The sequence below is a fragment of the Geoanaerobacter pelophilus genome, assembly GCF_018476885.1.
GTDB classification, from domain to species: Bacteria; Desulfobacterota; Desulfuromonadia; order Geobacterales; family DSM-12255; genus Geoanaerobacter; species Geoanaerobacter pelophilus.
The window spans coordinates 825,843-842,428 of the sequence record NZ_JAHCVJ010000001.1 but is presented as its reverse complement, the minus strand read 5'-3'; the positions used below and the strand labels follow the sequence as shown (position 1 = coordinate 842,428).

Genomic DNA, 16,586 nt, shown 5'->3' with positions numbered 1-16,586 from the left:
TTTACGATACGTTCAGTTATTGGCTGCCTGTCGTTCCATGGCATCATCCATAACCTTATAGGCGCAGAACTCGCCGCACATGGTGCAGGCGCCGTGTTCGGCGACTCCTGATTCGGCCCTGAGCTGACGAGCCCGGTCCGGGTCGAGCGCCATGTTGAACTGCCCCTCCCAGTCGAGCTTCTTGCGGCACCTGGCCATCTGGATGTCTTTTTCGATTGCCCCTTTAACCCCTTTGGAGATATCAGCTGCATGGGCAGCAATGCGCGAGGCGATCACCCCGTCGCGCACGTCCTGTACCGACGGCAGTTTCAGATGTTCGCTCGGGGTGACATAGCAGAGGAAGTCGGCCCCGGCAGCGGCGGCAATGGCACCACCGATGGCGCAGGTGATATGGTCGTAACCGGGCGCGATATCGGTTACCAGCGGTCCGAGGACATAAAATGGCGCTCCGTGGCAGAGGCGCTTCTGCAGAGTGATGTTCGCTTCGATCTGGTTGAGTGGCACATGTCCGGGGCCTTCGATCATCACCTGCACCCCTGCAGCCTGGGCTCTCTGGGTCAGTTCGCCGAGGATGATCAGTTCATGGATCTGGGCCCGGTCGGTGGCATCGGCCAGGCATCCCGGCCTGAAACCGTCCCCGAGCGACAGGGTCATGTCGTATTCCCGGACAATTTCCAATAGCCGGTCAAAATGCTCATAGAGCGGGTTTTCCTTGTTATTATAGGCCATCCACTCCACGGTAAAGGCGCCGCCGCGGGAGACGACATCCATTACTCGGCCTTCGTTGCGCATCCGTTCCACAGTGCTGCGGGTAACGCCGCAGTGGACGGTGATGAAGTCAACCCCGTCATCGGCATGCTTGATGATCCCGGCAAAGATATCGTCAACCGTCATATCGACAATGGCCTTCTTTTTGGTCCGTACCGCATCTAGAGCTGCCTGGTAGAGCGGCACCGAGCCGATGCAGGCGTTGGTTTCGGCAATGATGGCGCGCCGGATTTCGTCAACCGGGCCACCGGTTGACAGATCCATAATGGCGTCCGCACCGTACTTCACTGCAACGCGGGCCTTTTCCAGCTCCTTGGATATGTCCAGGTCATCTGCTGAGGTGCCGATATTGGCGTTAACCTTGGTGCGCAATCCTTTGCCAACAGCCAGGGGTCTGCCGGCGGTCCGCTTTATGTTGTGACAGATGATGATGTTGCCGTCGGCAATGCCGTTTCTTATGAATTCAGGCGTTACCCCTTCGGCTTGGGCAACCTCCTGCATGTTCTTCGAGATTATCCCTTTTCGTGCGTGATCCAGTTCGGTCATGGTATTCCTCTATTTATGGTTTTATATTGACATCTTTTGCAGTTGCGAATCGCTCGATTATCGGGTTGTTACCCCGAGAATCTATCAGAATGATTTTGTCATGATTGATCCCTGAAGGTGAGGGCGGAGATATAGTGGTTTACCGGCCCGTGGCCTTTGCCGATGGGCTGAGCGGTTTTAATGGCTTCGGTAATGAACTGTTTTGCCTTGGCGACCGCTATTTGCAGCGGTTCTCCCTGGGCAAGGAATGTGGCGATTGCCGACGCGAAGGTGCAGCCGGTTCCGTGGGTGTTTTTGGAATGAATCCGCTGCGCCGGATAACGGATAAAGGCGCTGCCGTCAAAGAGGATGTCCACGGAATTGTTGTCGCCAAGGTGGCCACCCTTGATCAGCACGTTTCTGCTCCCCATGCGGTGGATGGCCCTGGCTGCCTGCTGCATGCCATCTTCATCGATGATGTCGATGCCGCTCAGTCGCTCTGCTTCGGGAATGTTGGGCGTTATCAGATAGGCCAGGGGGAGGAGCCGGAGCTTGAGGAAGGTGACGGCTTCTCTGTCAATAAGCGCCGCACCACCTTTAGCGAGCATTACCGGGTCAAGGACCAGCAGACAGTTACGGTTCGACTCTATGGCAGAGGCAACGGCGTCAATAATCTGCGACGAAAAGAGCATTCCTGTTTTGATGACGTCAACCGGGATGTCGGACAGAACAGCGGTAAGTTGTTCGGCCACGAATTCAGCTGGCACCCCGTGAATATTGCTGACCCCTCTGGTATTCTGCGCCGTCAGCGCGGTCAGCACTGATGAGCCGTATGAACCGAGTAGGGTGACGGTTTTCAGGTCTGCCTGGATGCCGGCCCCTCCGCCTGAGTCGCTCCCTGCTACGGACATGACCGAGCCGCGGGGAAACGGCGCCTTCCTGTTGAACATGAGAGCCAGTTCGCTTGCGGCAACAGAGGGATCCCGGTTGTCTAGAACTGCCGAAATCACGGCTATTGCATCAGCGCCGCTGTCGATCACCTTGTGGGCGTTGTTCCTTGATATGCCGCCGATGGCGACAACCGGGATCCGGATGTGAGGACGGATCTCTGCCAGCCCGGCCGGACCGGCAAGGTGTTCAATCTCCTTGCTCCGGGAAGGAAACATGGCGCCGAAACCGATATAATCTGCTCCGGCTTGCTGGGCTGCCAAAGCTTCTTCCAGGTTATGGGTGGAGATGCCAAGGAGGCGATGAGGACCGAGGAGTTGCCTTGCTTCGGCCGGATCTCCATCCCCCTGGCCCAGATGCACTCCGTCGGCATCGAGCTCAAGGGTGAGAGCCAGGTCGTCATTCACGATAAAAGGGATGGCATTTTCTAGCGCCAGTTGGCGAAGTTCTGTGCCAAGCCGGACTTTTTCGGCCCGGTCGTGTCCCTTGTGGCGGAACTGGAGAGCAGCGACACCTCCGGCTATGGCTCGACGAACCCGCTCAACGAGGTTTTCTCCTCCGTCAGTCACCAGATAGAGACCTTCAATGCGGCTGTCCGCGCAGCTGCGGTCAACTACCAGACGGAGATGATCGGTTTTTCTTCGGACCATAAATAATTTCCACAGGGCTGGTTATCAGGCTGTCAGTGATTAGTGGCGAGGGGGCACACGGAGCAGGGAATGGGAGAGTATCGTGGCGCCGCTTCCCTACGCCGGTATTACCCGGATCAGGTCTTAAGGGTCTGGGACCGGAAGTCTCATCTCAGTTCTTGCGAACTCCCCCAGCAGGCATTGCTGTATGCACAAACTAAAATATCCTGATCGGATAGTCAATGAATTTCCTGGGAGATCTGCGGAAAATCAATAAAAAATGCGACGTTTTGCCATATCGTTTCCGCCCGCCAAATCAGCTAACGGAGCGCATAGGTAATGTTCCTATGAAATTGCCGGATAAGTCAATAGGTATAGGTATTTCGCCTTTACACCGGATAGCGTCCATGCTAGAAATTAACGTCAGTTCAATCTGAAACCACGAGCCCCCTATGGACAGTCGCCCGACAATAGCAGAAATCGATCTTAACGCGCTGCGGTCCAATTTTTTACAGGCCAAAAAGGCGGCCGGAGCGGGAGTCGGTATCCTTGCCGTAGTAAAGGCCGATGCCTACGGCCATGGTTTCATGGATGTCGCCACTTTACTGGAAAATGAAGGGGTTACCGCTTTCGGCGTCGCTTTTCTGGCCGAAGGGATCCAGCTTCGCAAAAGCGGCATTGACCGCCCTGTGCTCATACTGGGAGGGGTCTATCCCGGCCAGGAGAGAAAATGCGTCGGGTATAACCTGTCAACGGCTGTGTTCTCTCTTGACCAGGCCCGTTCTCTTGATGCGGTTGCCGGTCGACTCTACCGCAAGGCAAAGATTCATGTGAAGATCGATACCGGGATGGGTCGGCTGGGAATAACCCCTGCCGAAACCCGTAATTTCTTCGAAGCGTTGCGCGGGATGCGGAACATCGAACTCGAAGGAGTGATTTCTCATTTTTCCTCTGCCGATGAACTGGATAGTAATGGCGATGCTTACAGTGCCAGTCAGGCTGCACAGTTCGAACAGGTGGTTGCTGATTGCCGGGCAGCAGGATTCGAGCCGCGGTTTGTGCATATCGCCAACAGTGCTGCTCTGTTTACCAGAACCCTTCCTTTCTGCAATCTCGCGCGGCCAGGGATTGTCCTTTACGGTGCGCTTCCTTCGCCGGATTTTGCCGGTCGCCTGGATCTGAAGCCAGTGATGCGGCTTATGAGCAGAGTGGCAATGCTGAAGCAGGTCGAGCCCGGAACCAGTATCAGTTATGCTCGCAGATACACTGCCAGCGAGCCTCGGTTGATCGCGAGCGTGCCGGTCGGCTATGCCGACGGCTACCCCCGGTCGCTTACCAACCGCGGCGAAGTGATTGTCAGAGGCTGTCGCGCCCCTGTTGTCGGGACTGTATGCATGGACTGGATAATGATCGATGTGACTGGCGTCCCCGGAGTGGCGGTCGGTGATGAGGTGACGCTTCTCGGCTGTGACCGTGAAGGGAACTGTATCGGGGCGGAAGAGCTTGCGGAAAAGGCCGGCACAATACCATATGAAATCTTTTGCGGGATCAGCAAGCGGGTTCCAAGGGTCTATATATGAAAACCAGTGCAGAGAATAAGACAAAGCTTATTTCCATTGTCACCCCCTGCTTTAACGAAGAAGACAATGTGGCTGAACTCTACCGTCAGGTGCAGGAGGTTCTTGCAACCCTGCCGGAGTACCGGTTCGAGCATATTTTCATAGACAATGATTCAAAGGATCGAACGGTTGAGATCCTGAAAGGGATCGCCGCAAGGGACCGGAATGTTAAAATAATTGTCAACAGTCGTAATTTCGGTCATCTGCGCTCTCCTACCCATGGCATTCTTCAGGCCCATGGCGATGCTGTGATCTTGCTGGTGGCCGATTTGCAGGACCCGCCCCCCATGATTCGTGATTTTGTCCGTAAATGGGAAGAGGGGTACAAAGTGGTGCTGGGGGTCAAGACCAACAGCGAAGAGACCCCGGCCATGTTCATGATTCGGAAAATGTACTACAACCTGATCGGCAGGCTTTCCGATATTGAACTGACCAAGAACAATACCGGTTTCGGTCTCTATGATCGGTGCATCGTTGAACCGCTCCGGAGGATGGATGACCCTTATCCGTATTTTCGCGGCATTGTTTCCGAGATAGGGTTCGAGAAGGCCATCATCGAATACCTCCAGCCGGTGCGCAAGCGGGGGATCACCAAAAACAACTTCTACACCCTCTATGACACCGCAATGCTGGGCATCACCAACCATTCGCGGGTGCCGCTCAGGATGGCCACCATGCTCGGTTTTGCCATGTCTGCCTTGAGCCTGCTGGTGTCGATCGGTTATCTTGCCGCCAAACTGGTATTCTGGGACAGGTTCAGTGCCGGCATGGCCCCAGTGGTGATCGGGCTGTTTTTCTTTTCGTCGGTGCAGCTCTTTTTCATCGGAATTCTCGGCGAATACATCGGCCTGATTTATACCCAGGTGCAGAAGCGGCCGCTGGTGATCGAGAAGGAGCGGATTAATTTTGACAAAGACGCATAAATACCTGCCAATAGCTCTCTGGTCGCTTGTGTATCTCTGTGTAATCGGTGGCCTCCAGCTTTTCTCCACCTATCCATTTGACAACGATACCGCCTATCATGCTGCTGTCGGCGGGCTGATACGCAAATACGGGATACTCCACACCTTTCCGTGGACGACGTTCAGCGTCATGGCAGACCGGTATGCCGACAAGGAGTTGTTGTTTCATCTGCTGTTTGTGCCTCTTGTTGGACTCGATTTTGTCACTGCATCGAGAATAGTCGGGACTGTCGGTGGAACCGGCGTTCTCCTGACCGTCTATCTGATACTGCGAAAAGAAGGGGTCCGTTATGCCGGGTTGTGGGCTCTGGCACCGCTGACAGCTTCCGGATTCTATGTCTATCGCCTGGCACTCGTGCGGCCGCACCTGATTTCCATAACTTTGGCACTGCTACTGCTATGGGCTGCAGTGCGATGTCGCTATTGGACGGTTGCGATAGTTGCCGTTATTTACCCTCTGGCGTATGTGGCGTTCTGGCAGATTCCGCTGCTTCTTCTTTGTGCTGTTGAAACCGGAAGGTTTCTGAGCGGGCAGACGTTCCGCTGGAAAACTTCTGCGGTTGCGGTAGCGGGAATCCTGATCGGTGTGGCTGTGCACCCCAATGCGCAAAACCTGCTGCAGCTGAACTGGGCGCAGATGTCGGTGCTGATAAACGCCTGGCAGATGAAGGAGGGGTTCGACCTCGGCGGAGAATTCACCCCACCCCCGCTCAACATATGGATGATACACATCATCCCTCTGGTAATTATGGTCGGTATCAGTATTGCCGTCGCATTGTATAACCGTACCAGAGACACCCTGCTGATCGCCTGTTTGATTGCTGCAATAGCTTTCGGCATTCTCACGGCACGAACTATCCGTTTTGTCGAATATTTTGCGCCGTTTGCCGCAGCTTCGCTGGCGCTGGCGTCGCGACAGATACCGTATCGATACTTTTCCCACGCGATCCTGATTGTTTCGTTAATCAGCACCACCCTCTTCGGCCGCATGGAGATAATAAAACTGGCGATGAGGCCACACAACATGCCGAATAACGTTGACGCTGCCTTACGTCAGCTGATCCCCCCCGGCGCACAGGTGTTTACTCCTGACTGGCAATGCACCGGGGTATATATGCTTGCGCTGCCTGAAAGGCGTTTTGTTGTGGCGCTTGACCCGACCTTCTTTTATCTGAAAGATCCCGAATTATACAAAGTTTGGTATTCCATATCCCGTAAAGCACCTGCAGATACTGTTGACATCATTCGTAACAGATTCAGGTCACGGTATGTCCTATTCTTCCATCTTGCGTTCTGGGATCAGTTCGGCCCGCTGTTCAATCGCCTGTTAACAGACTCGCGAGTAAAAACTTTGTACCGAAACGAAGGCATAGCACTATTTGATATCGGTGAGGCGAACGGTCTGCCGGTGAGTTGGGGAGAGCAGATTCCAGACAGAAAGGAACTGACCAGAAAATGATCAAGCTATCGCAAATGGTCAAAGCTGCCGGTTGAGCCGCTAAGCTGGGTCCGGCGGGCCTGGAAGCAGCCATTAAGAAACTCCCTCTTTCGACAGATCCTGCCCTGCTGGTTGGGCCGGAAACAGCCGACGATGCCGGAGTTTATCTTCTTTCCCCGGAGCAGGCACTGGTCGAGACTGTTGACATCATAACGCCGCTGGTTGACGATCCGCACACCTTCGGCCGGATTGCGGCAGCCAATGCCCTGTCGGATGTGTATGCCATGGGGGGGCGACCGATCACCGCGCTCAACCTGGTTTTTTTTCCGGCCTGTCTGCCTGCGGAAATCCTGCCGGAAATTCTCTCCGGCGGGCTGGCAATGCTGGCAGAGGCTGGTGTCTGCCTGGTTGGCGGGCATACGGTCGAAGACGATGAGCTGAAATACGGCCTGAGTGTTACCGGGATCATTCACCCTGATTGCATTGTTCGGAATTCAACGGCCCGGCCAGGTGATAAGCTCTTCTTGACCAAACCACTTGGCTTCGGCATTGTAAGCACCGCGATCAAGGCAGAGATGGCTGACACCGCGACGGTTGAGGAAGCGATGCGCTGGATGACCACCCTCAACAACCATGCAGCGCAGCTGATGGTCGAGTGCGGCGCAACGGCATGCACCGATGTTACCGGTTTCGGGCTTTTGGGTCATGCGATTGAAATGGCCCGTGGCGCGGGTGTCGGCATGCGCATCGATTTTGCTTCAGTGCCGCTCGTGCCTGGGGTAACCGGCTTGATAAACGATGGTTTGGTTCCTGCCGGGTGTTACCGGAACCGGGATCATTTTCAGCGATTCATCCAGCCAGGACCCGGATTCAACAGTGGCGATGACCGTCTTTTGCCGCTATTCGATCCGCAGACATCCGGCGGTTTGTTGATCGCCCTGAAGCCTGCTTCGTCTGAGCGGTTTCTGGCTGAGGCCGCACGCCGAAAGCTTTTTGCCGTGCGGATCGGCGAGGTAACCGATGTCGGAGAACCCGTCATTGCCGTTGACTAACGCTCCATGCCTGGCAGTTGATCTGGGGACCACGACCATCGCCGCATCCATTATCGACGGTGAGACCGGGAAACGCCTGGCTTTGACAACGGCCCTCAATCCTCAGCGACCGTATGGCGCGGATGTAATATCGCGTGTTGCCGCAGCTGCCGGATCAGAAACTCTACGCCATGAAATGTCCCGCTTGATCAATCGGCAGCTTGAAGACCTGGCTGCTGCAATGCTCGAAGATATCGGACTGGCTGCCGGTGCCCTGAAGAAAGTGGCTATTGCCGGCAATCCTGCCATGGAGCACCTGTTGTTGGACCTGCCGGTTGATACTCTGGCCGGTATCCCGTTTCGACCGCTGTTTTCCGCGGGTAAGGTGTCTGACACCTCAGTGCTCGGCTGGGCCGACCATGCAGAAGCCTATATTTTCCCGGTGCCTGGCGGTTTTGTCGGTGGTGACCTTGTCGCGTTTCTCTATGGCCAGGGCCTCGGGCAAATCTCTGCAGCAGAGTTTCCGCGTCTGTTTCTTGATCTGGGGACCAATGCCGAAATTGCCCTTCATGTGGGAGAGAAGGTGTATGTTACCTCTGCAGCTGCCGGTCCTGCCTTTGAGGGGGGCAATCTTTCGTGCGGGATGCCGGCATTGGCCGGGGCCATAACGTCGGTCAGTATTGATCATGAACGAGTGGTTATTACCACGCTGGACAATGCCTCGCCACAAGGGTTATGCGGTACCGGAGCATTGACGCTAATTGCTGCGCTGCTTGCTGAAAACGTTATTGATGCCAGCGGTATGCTCCTTGAGCCGTCAAAGATCTCTTCCAATCTGGCCAATCGTATCAAAGATGTTAACGGGGTAAGGGCTTTCGTTGTTTACCGGGATGCCAGTCGGGAGATCCTGCTGACCCAGGAAGACATTCGCCAGATTCAGTTTGCCAAGGCCGCAATCAGGGCCGGTATCGAGATGCTGGTAGCACGTGGCGGCATGGAATTTAGCGATATCTGTGAATTGGTTATCACCGGTTCTTTCGGGGAACGCCTGGGAACTCAAATGTTGCAGGTCCTTGATATTGTTCCTCCCGGAGACTGTCGGCCTGCGTATGTGCTGCAAGGCCCTCTGCAGGGGGCGGAACGCTATCTGTGCAATGTTGACGGCAGCGATACGCCGGATACCCTCATGGGAAAACTGACAGTGGTTCCTTTATCCGGCAACCCCCGTTTTGAGGCAAATTTCATCAAGTTCATGGATTTCTGTAGCAATTGTTATACGGAGAAGATATGAAAGCCAGCCGTCTCCCTGCATTGGGGATTCTTGCCGTTTTAACCTTGGGGACCTATTGCCGGGGTGTTGTTAATGGGTTTGTTACCGATGATCATTTGTATCTTCTGGGAATGGATGCGTACAAACAGTTTGATATCATCAGGATTTTCACCACCCTTGCCAACGGGATCGAATATCTCCCGGTCAGGGACCTGACCCTGGCTGTTGATTATGCGATGTTCGGTGAAAGCGCTGCCTGGCTTCATTTTAGTAATTATCTCTATTTTCTGCTGGCGGTTTTTGCCGTTTATTTTCTTGCCGTGGAACTGGTCTTATTTACTAAGACCGTGAGAGATAAGGTTGACGATAACTGGTCGGGCTTTCTGCCACTTTTTGCCGCATCTCTTTTTGCCGTTCATCCCCTGAATGGCGAGGCTGCCAACTGGATCAGCGGTAGAAATGTCATTCTTGGCGGACTATTTTTTTCACTCTCGGCACTTTTTTACCTCAAGTCGGCTAATGCCGGAGAAAAATGGTATCGCAATTATCTGGTGTCCCTCGGAATCTTCCTGCTCGCGCTGCTGTCAAAGGCAACAGTAATAATCCTGCCGGCAGTACTCTTTTGTATAATGATGGTCTTCTCCGATGCCAGGAAACGCCATGCCGTCCGGCTCATTCCTTTTTTCGCGCTGTCGCTGGCCTTTTTCTTCGTATTGACCGAAGTGGCGAAGCAGTCGAAAATTATCGTAGAGAATGCCGTCACTGGGGCAACAGGAATTCAAGCCAAACTGGCTGTTGCTTCCCAGATTCCTTATTTTTATGTCGGAAAGTTCCTGTTCCCGGCAAACTTCACTACTCATTATGTTGTAAAGTTTTCCCGGGAGCTGCTTTCGCTGCAGGTTGTACTGGCAATTTTCGGCCTGGTGGCATTGATCTTATTGGCTTTAACCTGCCGCAAAAGATCCCCCGAAGTAACTCTCGGAATTCTCTGGTTCCTGATTTCTTTGATCCCGGTGCTCAATTTCTTTGCGACATATCCTGTAGTTGCAGACCGCTACTTATTCATTCCGATGTTCGGTCTGGTCTTCCTTTCCTCGGTGTTGCTGGTGCGGTTAGGTTCATTCTGCGGCGAGCAATGGCGAAACGGGGCAGCCGTGGTGGTGGTGCTTATCATGATAGCTGTTTCGTGCTACCGGGTTGGGTACTGGAAGGACGAAAAGAGTATCTGGGGAGTTACAGTAAAAAATTCACCGCAAAATATTGCCGGATATGTCGGTCTTGGAGCAGCATATTTTAATGAAGGTAGTTATGAAAAGGCCCTTGAATACTATTCTAAGACAAGGGAGATGAATCCACCCAATGTGATGTATGAAATAGCACTCGGCAAGTATTACACAATAAAAGGGCAGCTGGATGAGGCAATCAAGGTCTACGGACAGGCAGTGAGGAAAAAGCCGGATTCGATAGAATCGCTCTATTCTCTGGGAGAGATCTATTTCAACCGGGGGGATTTCGAGCAGGCCAGGGGATATTTTCTGAAGATCTTCGATTCAAGGGAGCAGGATCATAGACTGGTGGCAAAGGCGAAACAGAAGCTCAAGACGATCGCGGGAGGCTCTCAGGGGGATGTAGACTCTCTGCAGGCTAAGCTCGCGCAGGAGCCAGGCAACCTGTCCGTCAGGGGTGAACTGGCATTGAAGCTCGATGGCATGGGACTTTACGACGAGGCACTCCGGCAGTACCTTGAGATGGAGCGCCAGGGGATGAACCGGTGGCAGCTTCAATACAATATCGCCAATGTATATAAAAAGAAAAAAATGTTTCCCGACGCCGCTAACTATTTTCGCCTCAGTTTGAAGGCCAACCCTGAAAATCCGGATGCCTGGAACAATCTCGGCGTGGTCTGCCGTGAAATGAGGGAATACGCCGACGCGATTAAGTCTTTCGAAAAGGCAATGGCTGTGCAGCCTCTGTTTGCCTATGCTCCGCTCAACCTTGCCCTTACTTATCAACAGATGGGGGATAAGAAAAATGCCGACCGCCTCTTTGCATATACCAAGGATAGGTTTCCCGAGCTCTCGACTACTGTTGACAACTACATGAAAGAGTGACATACCCTGACGAGTTGTGGCATACTCCCGGTCCGGCCGGGGTGCTGCCTTCAGGGGTCGAGAACGGCTTGGATTAGAGTGATTCAAATATTATTTTGCTGAAAGCTGGAGGGGAAAGATGCGGCCGGCGTCGTTATTTGACAGGCGGATTGTGCAGATTTCGTTTCTTGGATTCATTGTCTGTGCCATCTATTGGCGAGGGGTTTTCAACGGCTTTGCCTACGATGACTGGTATTATCTCGTTGGCAACGAAGCGTACCGAACCTTTGACCTGAAGAGGATCTTCACCTCAATGGCCAACGGGATCGAGTTCCTCCCCATCCGGGATCTCACCCTGTTGCTGGATTACCAGTTCTGGGGAGAGAAAAATCCGGGGGGGTTCCATTTTTCCAACATCGTCTGGTTCGTCTTTGCCACGGTGGCACTTTATTATCTGGTTAACGAACTGGTCGCCAATGTCTCCTGCGATACGACTGAATCCAGAGGGATCAGCTATCTGCCGTTCCTGACCGCGGCCCTGTTTGCCGTACACCCGGTCAACGGTGAGGCCGTGAACTTTATCGGCGGCAGAAATGTTGTCCTGGCGGCTTTTTTCTTCTTTCTTTCGACCACACTGTACTGCCGCTTTTTGCGTACCGAGAAGCTTTCTCTCGTAATTTACGGCGCTTCCCTGTTGTTTTTTTTGTTCGCCATGCTCTGCAAGGCAACAGTCATCATGCTCCCTTTTCTCCTGCTTGCGCTGCAACTGCTCGCCTATGGACGGCGTACCGGGTTGCGCCGGCTCATCTGGCTCGACCCTTTCTTTGTTCTGTCGGCCCTGTTTTTTTACCTCTTTACCCGGGTGGGGGTCTCGGCAAAACTGATCGAAAAATCGCCGATGTTGCACGACATCTCCGCCTCCTGGCTTGTCGCTAAGCTGGCTAAGGCGGTCCAGATTCCGTTCTTCTATCTGGCCAAGCTGTTCGCACCAATAGGGCTGACCATCCGTTACGAGCCCCAGTTTGCCTCATCACTCTCCTCTCCCCTTGTCCTTGCGGCAGTCGCCGGGGTGCTGACCCTTGCGGCGCTTCCGTTCATCCTGGCGCGTACGGCCCCACTACTTTCCTGCGCTATTATCTGGTTCCTCGTCACGCTGCTTCCAGTGCTCAACCTCTATGATACCTATCCGGTGGTTGCCGACCGCTATCTCTTCATCCCGGGGGTCGGTATTTTTCTGGGTATTGCCCTCCTGCTCGTCAAGCTCTTCGACAGTGGCCGCAAGCCGGCGGCCATAGCGCTTGTCGTCGCCATCATCTTCTGCTCCGGTGGGTATTCATACGCCAGGGTCGGTGTCTGGAAAGATAACAAGAGCCTTTGGCAGGCCACCATCGCCGCGAATCCCTCAGCAGTGGAGGGGTATACTGCCCTGGGCGCAGAATGTCTGAAAGATGGGGATTATGACCGCGCTATTACGCTGTTCAAGGAAGCGAGCCGGATCAATCCGCAGTCGCTTGGTTATGAACTGGGGATGGGGAGCATTTACTTCATCCAGGGAGATAGCCGTAATGCTATCGCCATGCTTGTCCGGGGTCTCACCATCAATCCAAACTCGGCCCGTGCCCACAACCTCTTGGGTGATGTCTATTCCCGCATCGGCGAGACCGACAAGGCGTTGGAGCATTTCTCGGCAGTGCTGATGACCGGCCAGGAGGGACACCACCTGGTTCCAGGGGTACGGGCGAAAATGGCCCTTCTCAAGGCTTCGCAGCCAGAAAGTCTGGCGGCACTGAAGCAAAAGGCGGCGAGCGATCCGAACGATCTCAAGACCCTGGGCAATCTGGCGTTACAGCTGGACAAACGCGGCGAGTACCGGGAGGCCATGTCTTACTATCGGAGAATGGAAAGCCTCGGTATGAAGGATTGGCGGCTTTTCAACAATATGGCCAATATCCTGATGAAATGGAACATGTTCAGCCAGGCATCATCATATCTGGAACGGAGCCTGGAGCTCAATCCGAAAAACCCCGATGCCCTCAATAATCTGGGGCTGGTCCGGATGAATATGAGAGATTTCCGGGGAGCGATCAGCGCCTTTGAGAAGGCAATTGCCATTGATGGCAGTTACTCTTACGCCCAATTAAATCTGGCGCGTACCTATCTCAAAATGGGGGACCGGCAGACCGCCGAGCGTTATTTCAATTACATCACGACGAAGTTTCCGCAACTGAGAGATCGAGTGCGGGAGGCGATGCAGTCGTGACATGCTCGTGAATATTCGTCTGGCGGTTGGTTTGACAATTTGATATATTCAACCTCTTTAAAATTCAAGAACCGCTCAACGAACAAAGGAGATCAGACAACAATGGCAAAAATCACCCGTGCACTTATCAGCCTTTCAGACAAGGCTGGAATCGTTGATTTTGCAAAGGAACTCGCAGCCTTCGGCGTGGAGATCCTATCCACCGGGGGGACTGCCAAACTGCTTCGCGAAACTGGGCTTGCAGTAAAGGATGTTTCCGAATTCACTGGATTCCCCGAGATGCTTGACGGTCGTGTAAAGACCCTGCACCCCAAGGTGCATGGCGGTCTGCTCGGCATGCGTGGCAACCCAGAACATGTGGCAACCATGAAACAGCACGGCATTGAGCCGATCGATATGGTGGTGGTAAATCTCTACCCGTTTGAGGCAACTGTTGCCAAGCCTGACTGCACTCTTGAAGATGCTATCGAGAATATTGATATCGGTGGTCCGACCATGCTCCGCTCTGCTGCCAAGAACAATGCCGATGTTACGGTCATTGTGGATCCTGCTGATTATCAGAAGGTGCTGGCCGAGATGAAAGCTAACGGCGGGTCAGTATCAAAAGAATCCAATTTCCGTCTGGCTGTTAAGGTCTATCAGCACACTGCCGCCTATGACGGCGCGATCTCCAACTGGCTGGGCAGTCGCACCGGCGACGGGGTGGAGCGTTACCCCGACACCTTGACCTTCCAGTATCGAAAGGCCCAGGGGATGCGCTATGGCGAGAATCCCCACCAGTCGGCGGCTTTCTATGTGGAAAAAGACGTCAAGGAGGCCTCCATCGCCACTGCCCGGCAGATTCAGGGCAAGGAGCTCTCTTATAACAATATTGGCGATACCGACGCTGCGCTGGAGTGCGTCAAGCAGTTTTCGGAGGGCCCGGCGTGCGTAATCGTGAAACATGCCAATCCCTGTGGCGTGGCCATCGGCAAGACGTTGCTCGATGCCTATGACCTTGCCTACAAGACCGACCCTGAGTCGGCTTTCGGCGGGATTATCGCTTTCAACCGCGAACTTGACGAGGCGACGGCACAGGCGATCTGTGATCGTCAGTTTGTTGAAGTCATTATTGCCCCGAAGGTGTCTGCCGGTGCCAGTGCCGTTGTTGCCTCCAAGAAAAATGTCCGGCTTCTGGAGTGCGGCGAGTGGCCGGCAACTTCACTTGCCCGGCTTGATTTCAAGAGGGTCAATGGCGGGATCCTGGTACAGGACACCGATTTGGAGCTGCATGGGGATCTGAAAGTGGTTACTACCCGCAAGCCGACCGACAAGGAGATGATTGACCTGCTCTTCACCTGGAGAATCTGCAAGTTCGTCAAATCAAACGCCATTGTTTATGGCAAGGACGGCATGACCATCGGCGTCGGCGCCGGTCAGATGAGCCGGGTTAATTCAGCCAGGATCGCCGCCATAAAGGCAGAGCATGCCGGTCTTGAGGTCAAGGGGGCAGTGATGGCTTCCGATGCCTTTTTCCCGTTCCGTGACGGCATCGACAATGCTGCTGCTGCGGGGATAACTGCGGTAATCCAGCCTGGGGGAAGCATGCGTGACGAAGAGGTGATTGCTGCTGCCAATGAGCATGGCATGGCGATGGTGTTCACCGCTATGCGTCACTTCAGGCACTGATCACGCGTTAATAACGGCGTTGGTTGTGTCGTCGGCTCTCTCTTGCCGCCTCGCATCCGGCCATTTGGGAACATGCTTTGAAGATTTATACGAGGTGAACAAGATGAAAATTCTGGTAATCGGTTCCGGTGGGCGGGAGCATGCGCTGGTCTGGAAAATAAGCCAGTCGCCGCTGGTGACTAAGGTATATTGTGCGCCGGGTAACCCCGGTATCGGCCAGATCGCCGAGAATGTGGCGCTGAAGGTGGACGATCTGCCCGGTTTGCTGTCATTCGCCCAAAAAGAGGAAATCGGGCTCACGGTCGTGGGTCCGGAACTCCCCTTGTCCCTTGGGATCGTCGATCTTTTTGAAGAGTATGGCTTGAAAATCTTTGGAGCGCGGCGCAATGCTGCGCTGATCGAAGCGAGTAAGGCGTTCTCCAAGGATATTATGAAGAAGTACCAGGTGCCGACCGCGTTTTATGAGGTGTTCAGTGAGGTGGAACCCGCCATTGCCTACATAGAAAAGCATGGTGCCCCGATTGTGGTCAAGGCGGACGGTTTGGCAGCGGGTAAAGGGGTTATTGTCGCCCAGACCAAGGATGAGGCAATCGTCGCGGTCAGAGACATGTTGTCGGGTAACGCCTTTGGCGATGCCGGTTCCCGGGTGGTCATCGAAGAGTTCCTCCGGGGGGAAGAGGCGTCATTCCTGGCGATCACCGATGGTAAGAACATCATCCCGCTGGCCAGCGCCCAGGACCACAAAGCGGTCTTCGACGACGACAAGGGGCCGAATACCGGAGGCATGGGGGCTTACTCCCCGGCGCCGGTCGTTACCCCAGCCATTCATGAAAAAGCAATGACCGAGGTCATGCGTCGTACCATAGACGGAATGGCTGCCGAGGGGCGGCCATATCGCGGAGTCCTGTATGCCGGTCTGATGATCGACGGCGATTCCGTCAAGACACTGGAGTTCAACGCTCGGTTCGGCGACCCAGAATGTCAGCCGTTGCTGATGCGGATGAAGTCGGATATCGTTCCGGTTCTTCTTGCCGTGGCCAACGGCGATATCTCCGGGTTTACGCTTGAATGGCACGACCAGGCTGCGGTGTGTGTCGTGATGGCGGCAAAAGGGTATCCGGGGGATTATCCCAAAGGGGATCTGATCAGCGGCCTCGATCTTGCAGCAACAATGCCTCACCTGATGGTCTTCCATGCCGGCACCTCGTCTGCCGGGACCTCATTCGCCACCAACGGCGGCCGGGTTCTGGGCGTAACCGCACTGGGTGATACGGTGAAGGACGCCATAGATCGAGCATATGCCGGTGTTTCGGTCATCGGCTGGGACGGTGTGCATTTTCGCAGGGATATCGGCAGCAAGGCATTGGGGCGGTGAACA

Annotated in this window: 11 protein-coding genes and 1 riboswitch; of the genes, 9 read left to right on the top strand and 2 right to left on the bottom strand. The window is 54.3% G+C overall.

Features of this window, described 5'->3' with window-relative positions:
* Positions 1–12: 12 nt before the first annotated feature.
* A complete protein-coding gene (gene thiC / locus KI809_RS03890) occupies positions 13–1,314 on the bottom strand; it encodes a phosphomethylpyrimidine synthase ThiC (RefSeq protein ID WP_214170178.1) in 1,302 nt (433 codons plus the stop codon).
* A gap of 98 nt (positions 1,315–1,412) precedes the next feature.
* Positions 1,413–2,891 (bottom strand): bifunctional hydroxymethylpyrimidine kinase/phosphomethylpyrimidine kinase, encoded by a 1,479-nt coding sequence (thiD, locus tag KI809_RS03885; RefSeq protein WP_214170177.1) that lies wholly within the window; start codon positions 2,889–2,891, stop codon positions 1,413–1,415.
* Between the two features lie 76 nt (positions 2,892–2,967).
* Positions 2,968–3,073: riboswitch (TPP riboswitch) on the bottom strand.
* 249 nt (positions 3,074–3,322) lie between these two features.
* Between thiD and alr the strand changes: the two genes are divergently transcribed.
* The 9 genes from alr (at position 3,323) to purD (ending at position 16,583) form a co-directional block, all read left to right on the top strand.
* On the top strand, positions 3,323–4,450 hold the full coding sequence (alr, locus tag KI809_RS03880) for an alanine racemase (protein WP_214170176.1): 1,128 nt from the start codon (positions 3,323–3,325) through the stop codon (positions 4,448–4,450).
* On the top strand, positions 4,447–5,412 hold the full coding sequence (locus KI809_RS03875; protein WP_214170175.1) for a glycosyltransferase family 2 protein: 966 nt from the start codon (positions 4,447–4,449) through the stop codon (positions 5,410–5,412). Before alr ends, KI809_RS03875 begins: the two co-directional genes overlap by 4 nt.
* Positions 5,396–6,910, top strand: a complete 1,515-nt coding sequence (locus KI809_RS03870; protein ID WP_214170174.1) for a hypothetical protein — start codon at positions 5,396–5,398, stop codon at positions 6,908–6,910. Before KI809_RS03875 ends, KI809_RS03870 begins: the two co-directional genes overlap by 17 nt.
* Positions 6,907–7,941, top strand: a complete 1,035-nt coding sequence (selD, locus tag KI809_RS03865) for a selenide, water dikinase SelD (RefSeq protein WP_214170173.1) — start codon at positions 6,907–6,909, stop codon at positions 7,939–7,941. Before KI809_RS03870 ends, selD begins: the two co-directional genes overlap by 4 nt.
* On the top strand, positions 7,910–9,211 hold the full coding sequence (locus KI809_RS03860) for an ASKHA domain-containing protein (RefSeq protein WP_214170172.1): 1,302 nt from the start codon (positions 7,910–7,912) through the stop codon (positions 9,209–9,211). The genes selD and KI809_RS03860 overlap by 32 nt, the downstream gene beginning before the upstream one ends.
* Complete coding sequence (locus KI809_RS03855) at positions 9,208–11,301, top strand: tetratricopeptide repeat protein (RefSeq protein ID WP_214170171.1); 2,094 nt, start codon at positions 9,208–9,210, stop codon at positions 11,299–11,301. The genes KI809_RS03860 and KI809_RS03855 overlap by 4 nt, the downstream gene beginning before the upstream one ends.
* A gap of 118 nt (positions 11,302–11,419) precedes the next feature.
* Positions 11,420–13,540, top strand: coding sequence for a tetratricopeptide repeat protein (locus tag KI809_RS03850; RefSeq protein ID WP_214170170.1), 2,121 nt, complete (start codon positions 11,420–11,422; stop codon positions 13,538–13,540).
* 102 nt (positions 13,541–13,642) lie between these two features.
* On the top strand, positions 13,643–15,208 hold the full coding sequence (gene purH / locus KI809_RS03845) for a bifunctional phosphoribosylaminoimidazolecarboxamide formyltransferase/IMP cyclohydrolase (RefSeq protein ID WP_214170169.1): 1,566 nt from the start codon (positions 13,643–13,645) through the stop codon (positions 15,206–15,208).
* Positions 15,209–15,311: 103 nt separating this feature from the next.
* Entirely contained in the window at positions 15,312–16,583 is a 1,272-nt protein-coding gene (gene purD, locus KI809_RS03840; RefSeq protein WP_214170168.1) for a phosphoribosylamine--glycine ligase, read from the top strand.
* Positions 16,584–16,586 lie beyond the last annotated feature (3 nt).

Coding starts and splice junctions, on each gene's coding strand:
- thiC (WP_214170178.1), bottom strand. CDS start 1,314: ATGACCGAACTGGATCACGCACGAAAAGGGATAATCTCGAAGAACATG.
- thiD (WP_214170177.1), bottom strand. CDS start 2,891: ATGGTCCGAAGAAAAACCGATCATCTCCGTCTGGTAGTTGACCGCAGC.
- alr (WP_214170176.1), top strand. CDS start 3,323: ATGGACAGTCGCCCGACAATAGCAGAAATCGATCTTAACGCGCTGCGG.
- KI809_RS03875 (WP_214170175.1), top strand. CDS start 4,447: ATGAAAACCAGTGCAGAGAATAAGACAAAGCTTATTTCCATTGTCACC.
- KI809_RS03860 (WP_214170172.1), top strand. CDS start 7,910: ATGTCGGAGAACCCGTCATTGCCGTTGACTAACGCTCCATGCCTGGCA.
- KI809_RS03855 (WP_214170171.1), top strand. CDS start 9,208: ATGAAAGCCAGCCGTCTCCCTGCATTGGGGATTCTTGCCGTTTTAACC.
- KI809_RS03850 (WP_214170170.1), top strand. CDS start 11,420: ATGCGGCCGGCGTCGTTATTTGACAGGCGGATTGTGCAGATTTCGTTT.
- purH (WP_214170169.1), top strand. CDS start 13,643: ATGGCAAAAATCACCCGTGCACTTATCAGCCTTTCAGACAAGGCTGGA.
- purD (WP_214170168.1), top strand. CDS start 15,312: ATGAAAATTCTGGTAATCGGTTCCGGTGGGCGGGAGCATGCGCTGGTC.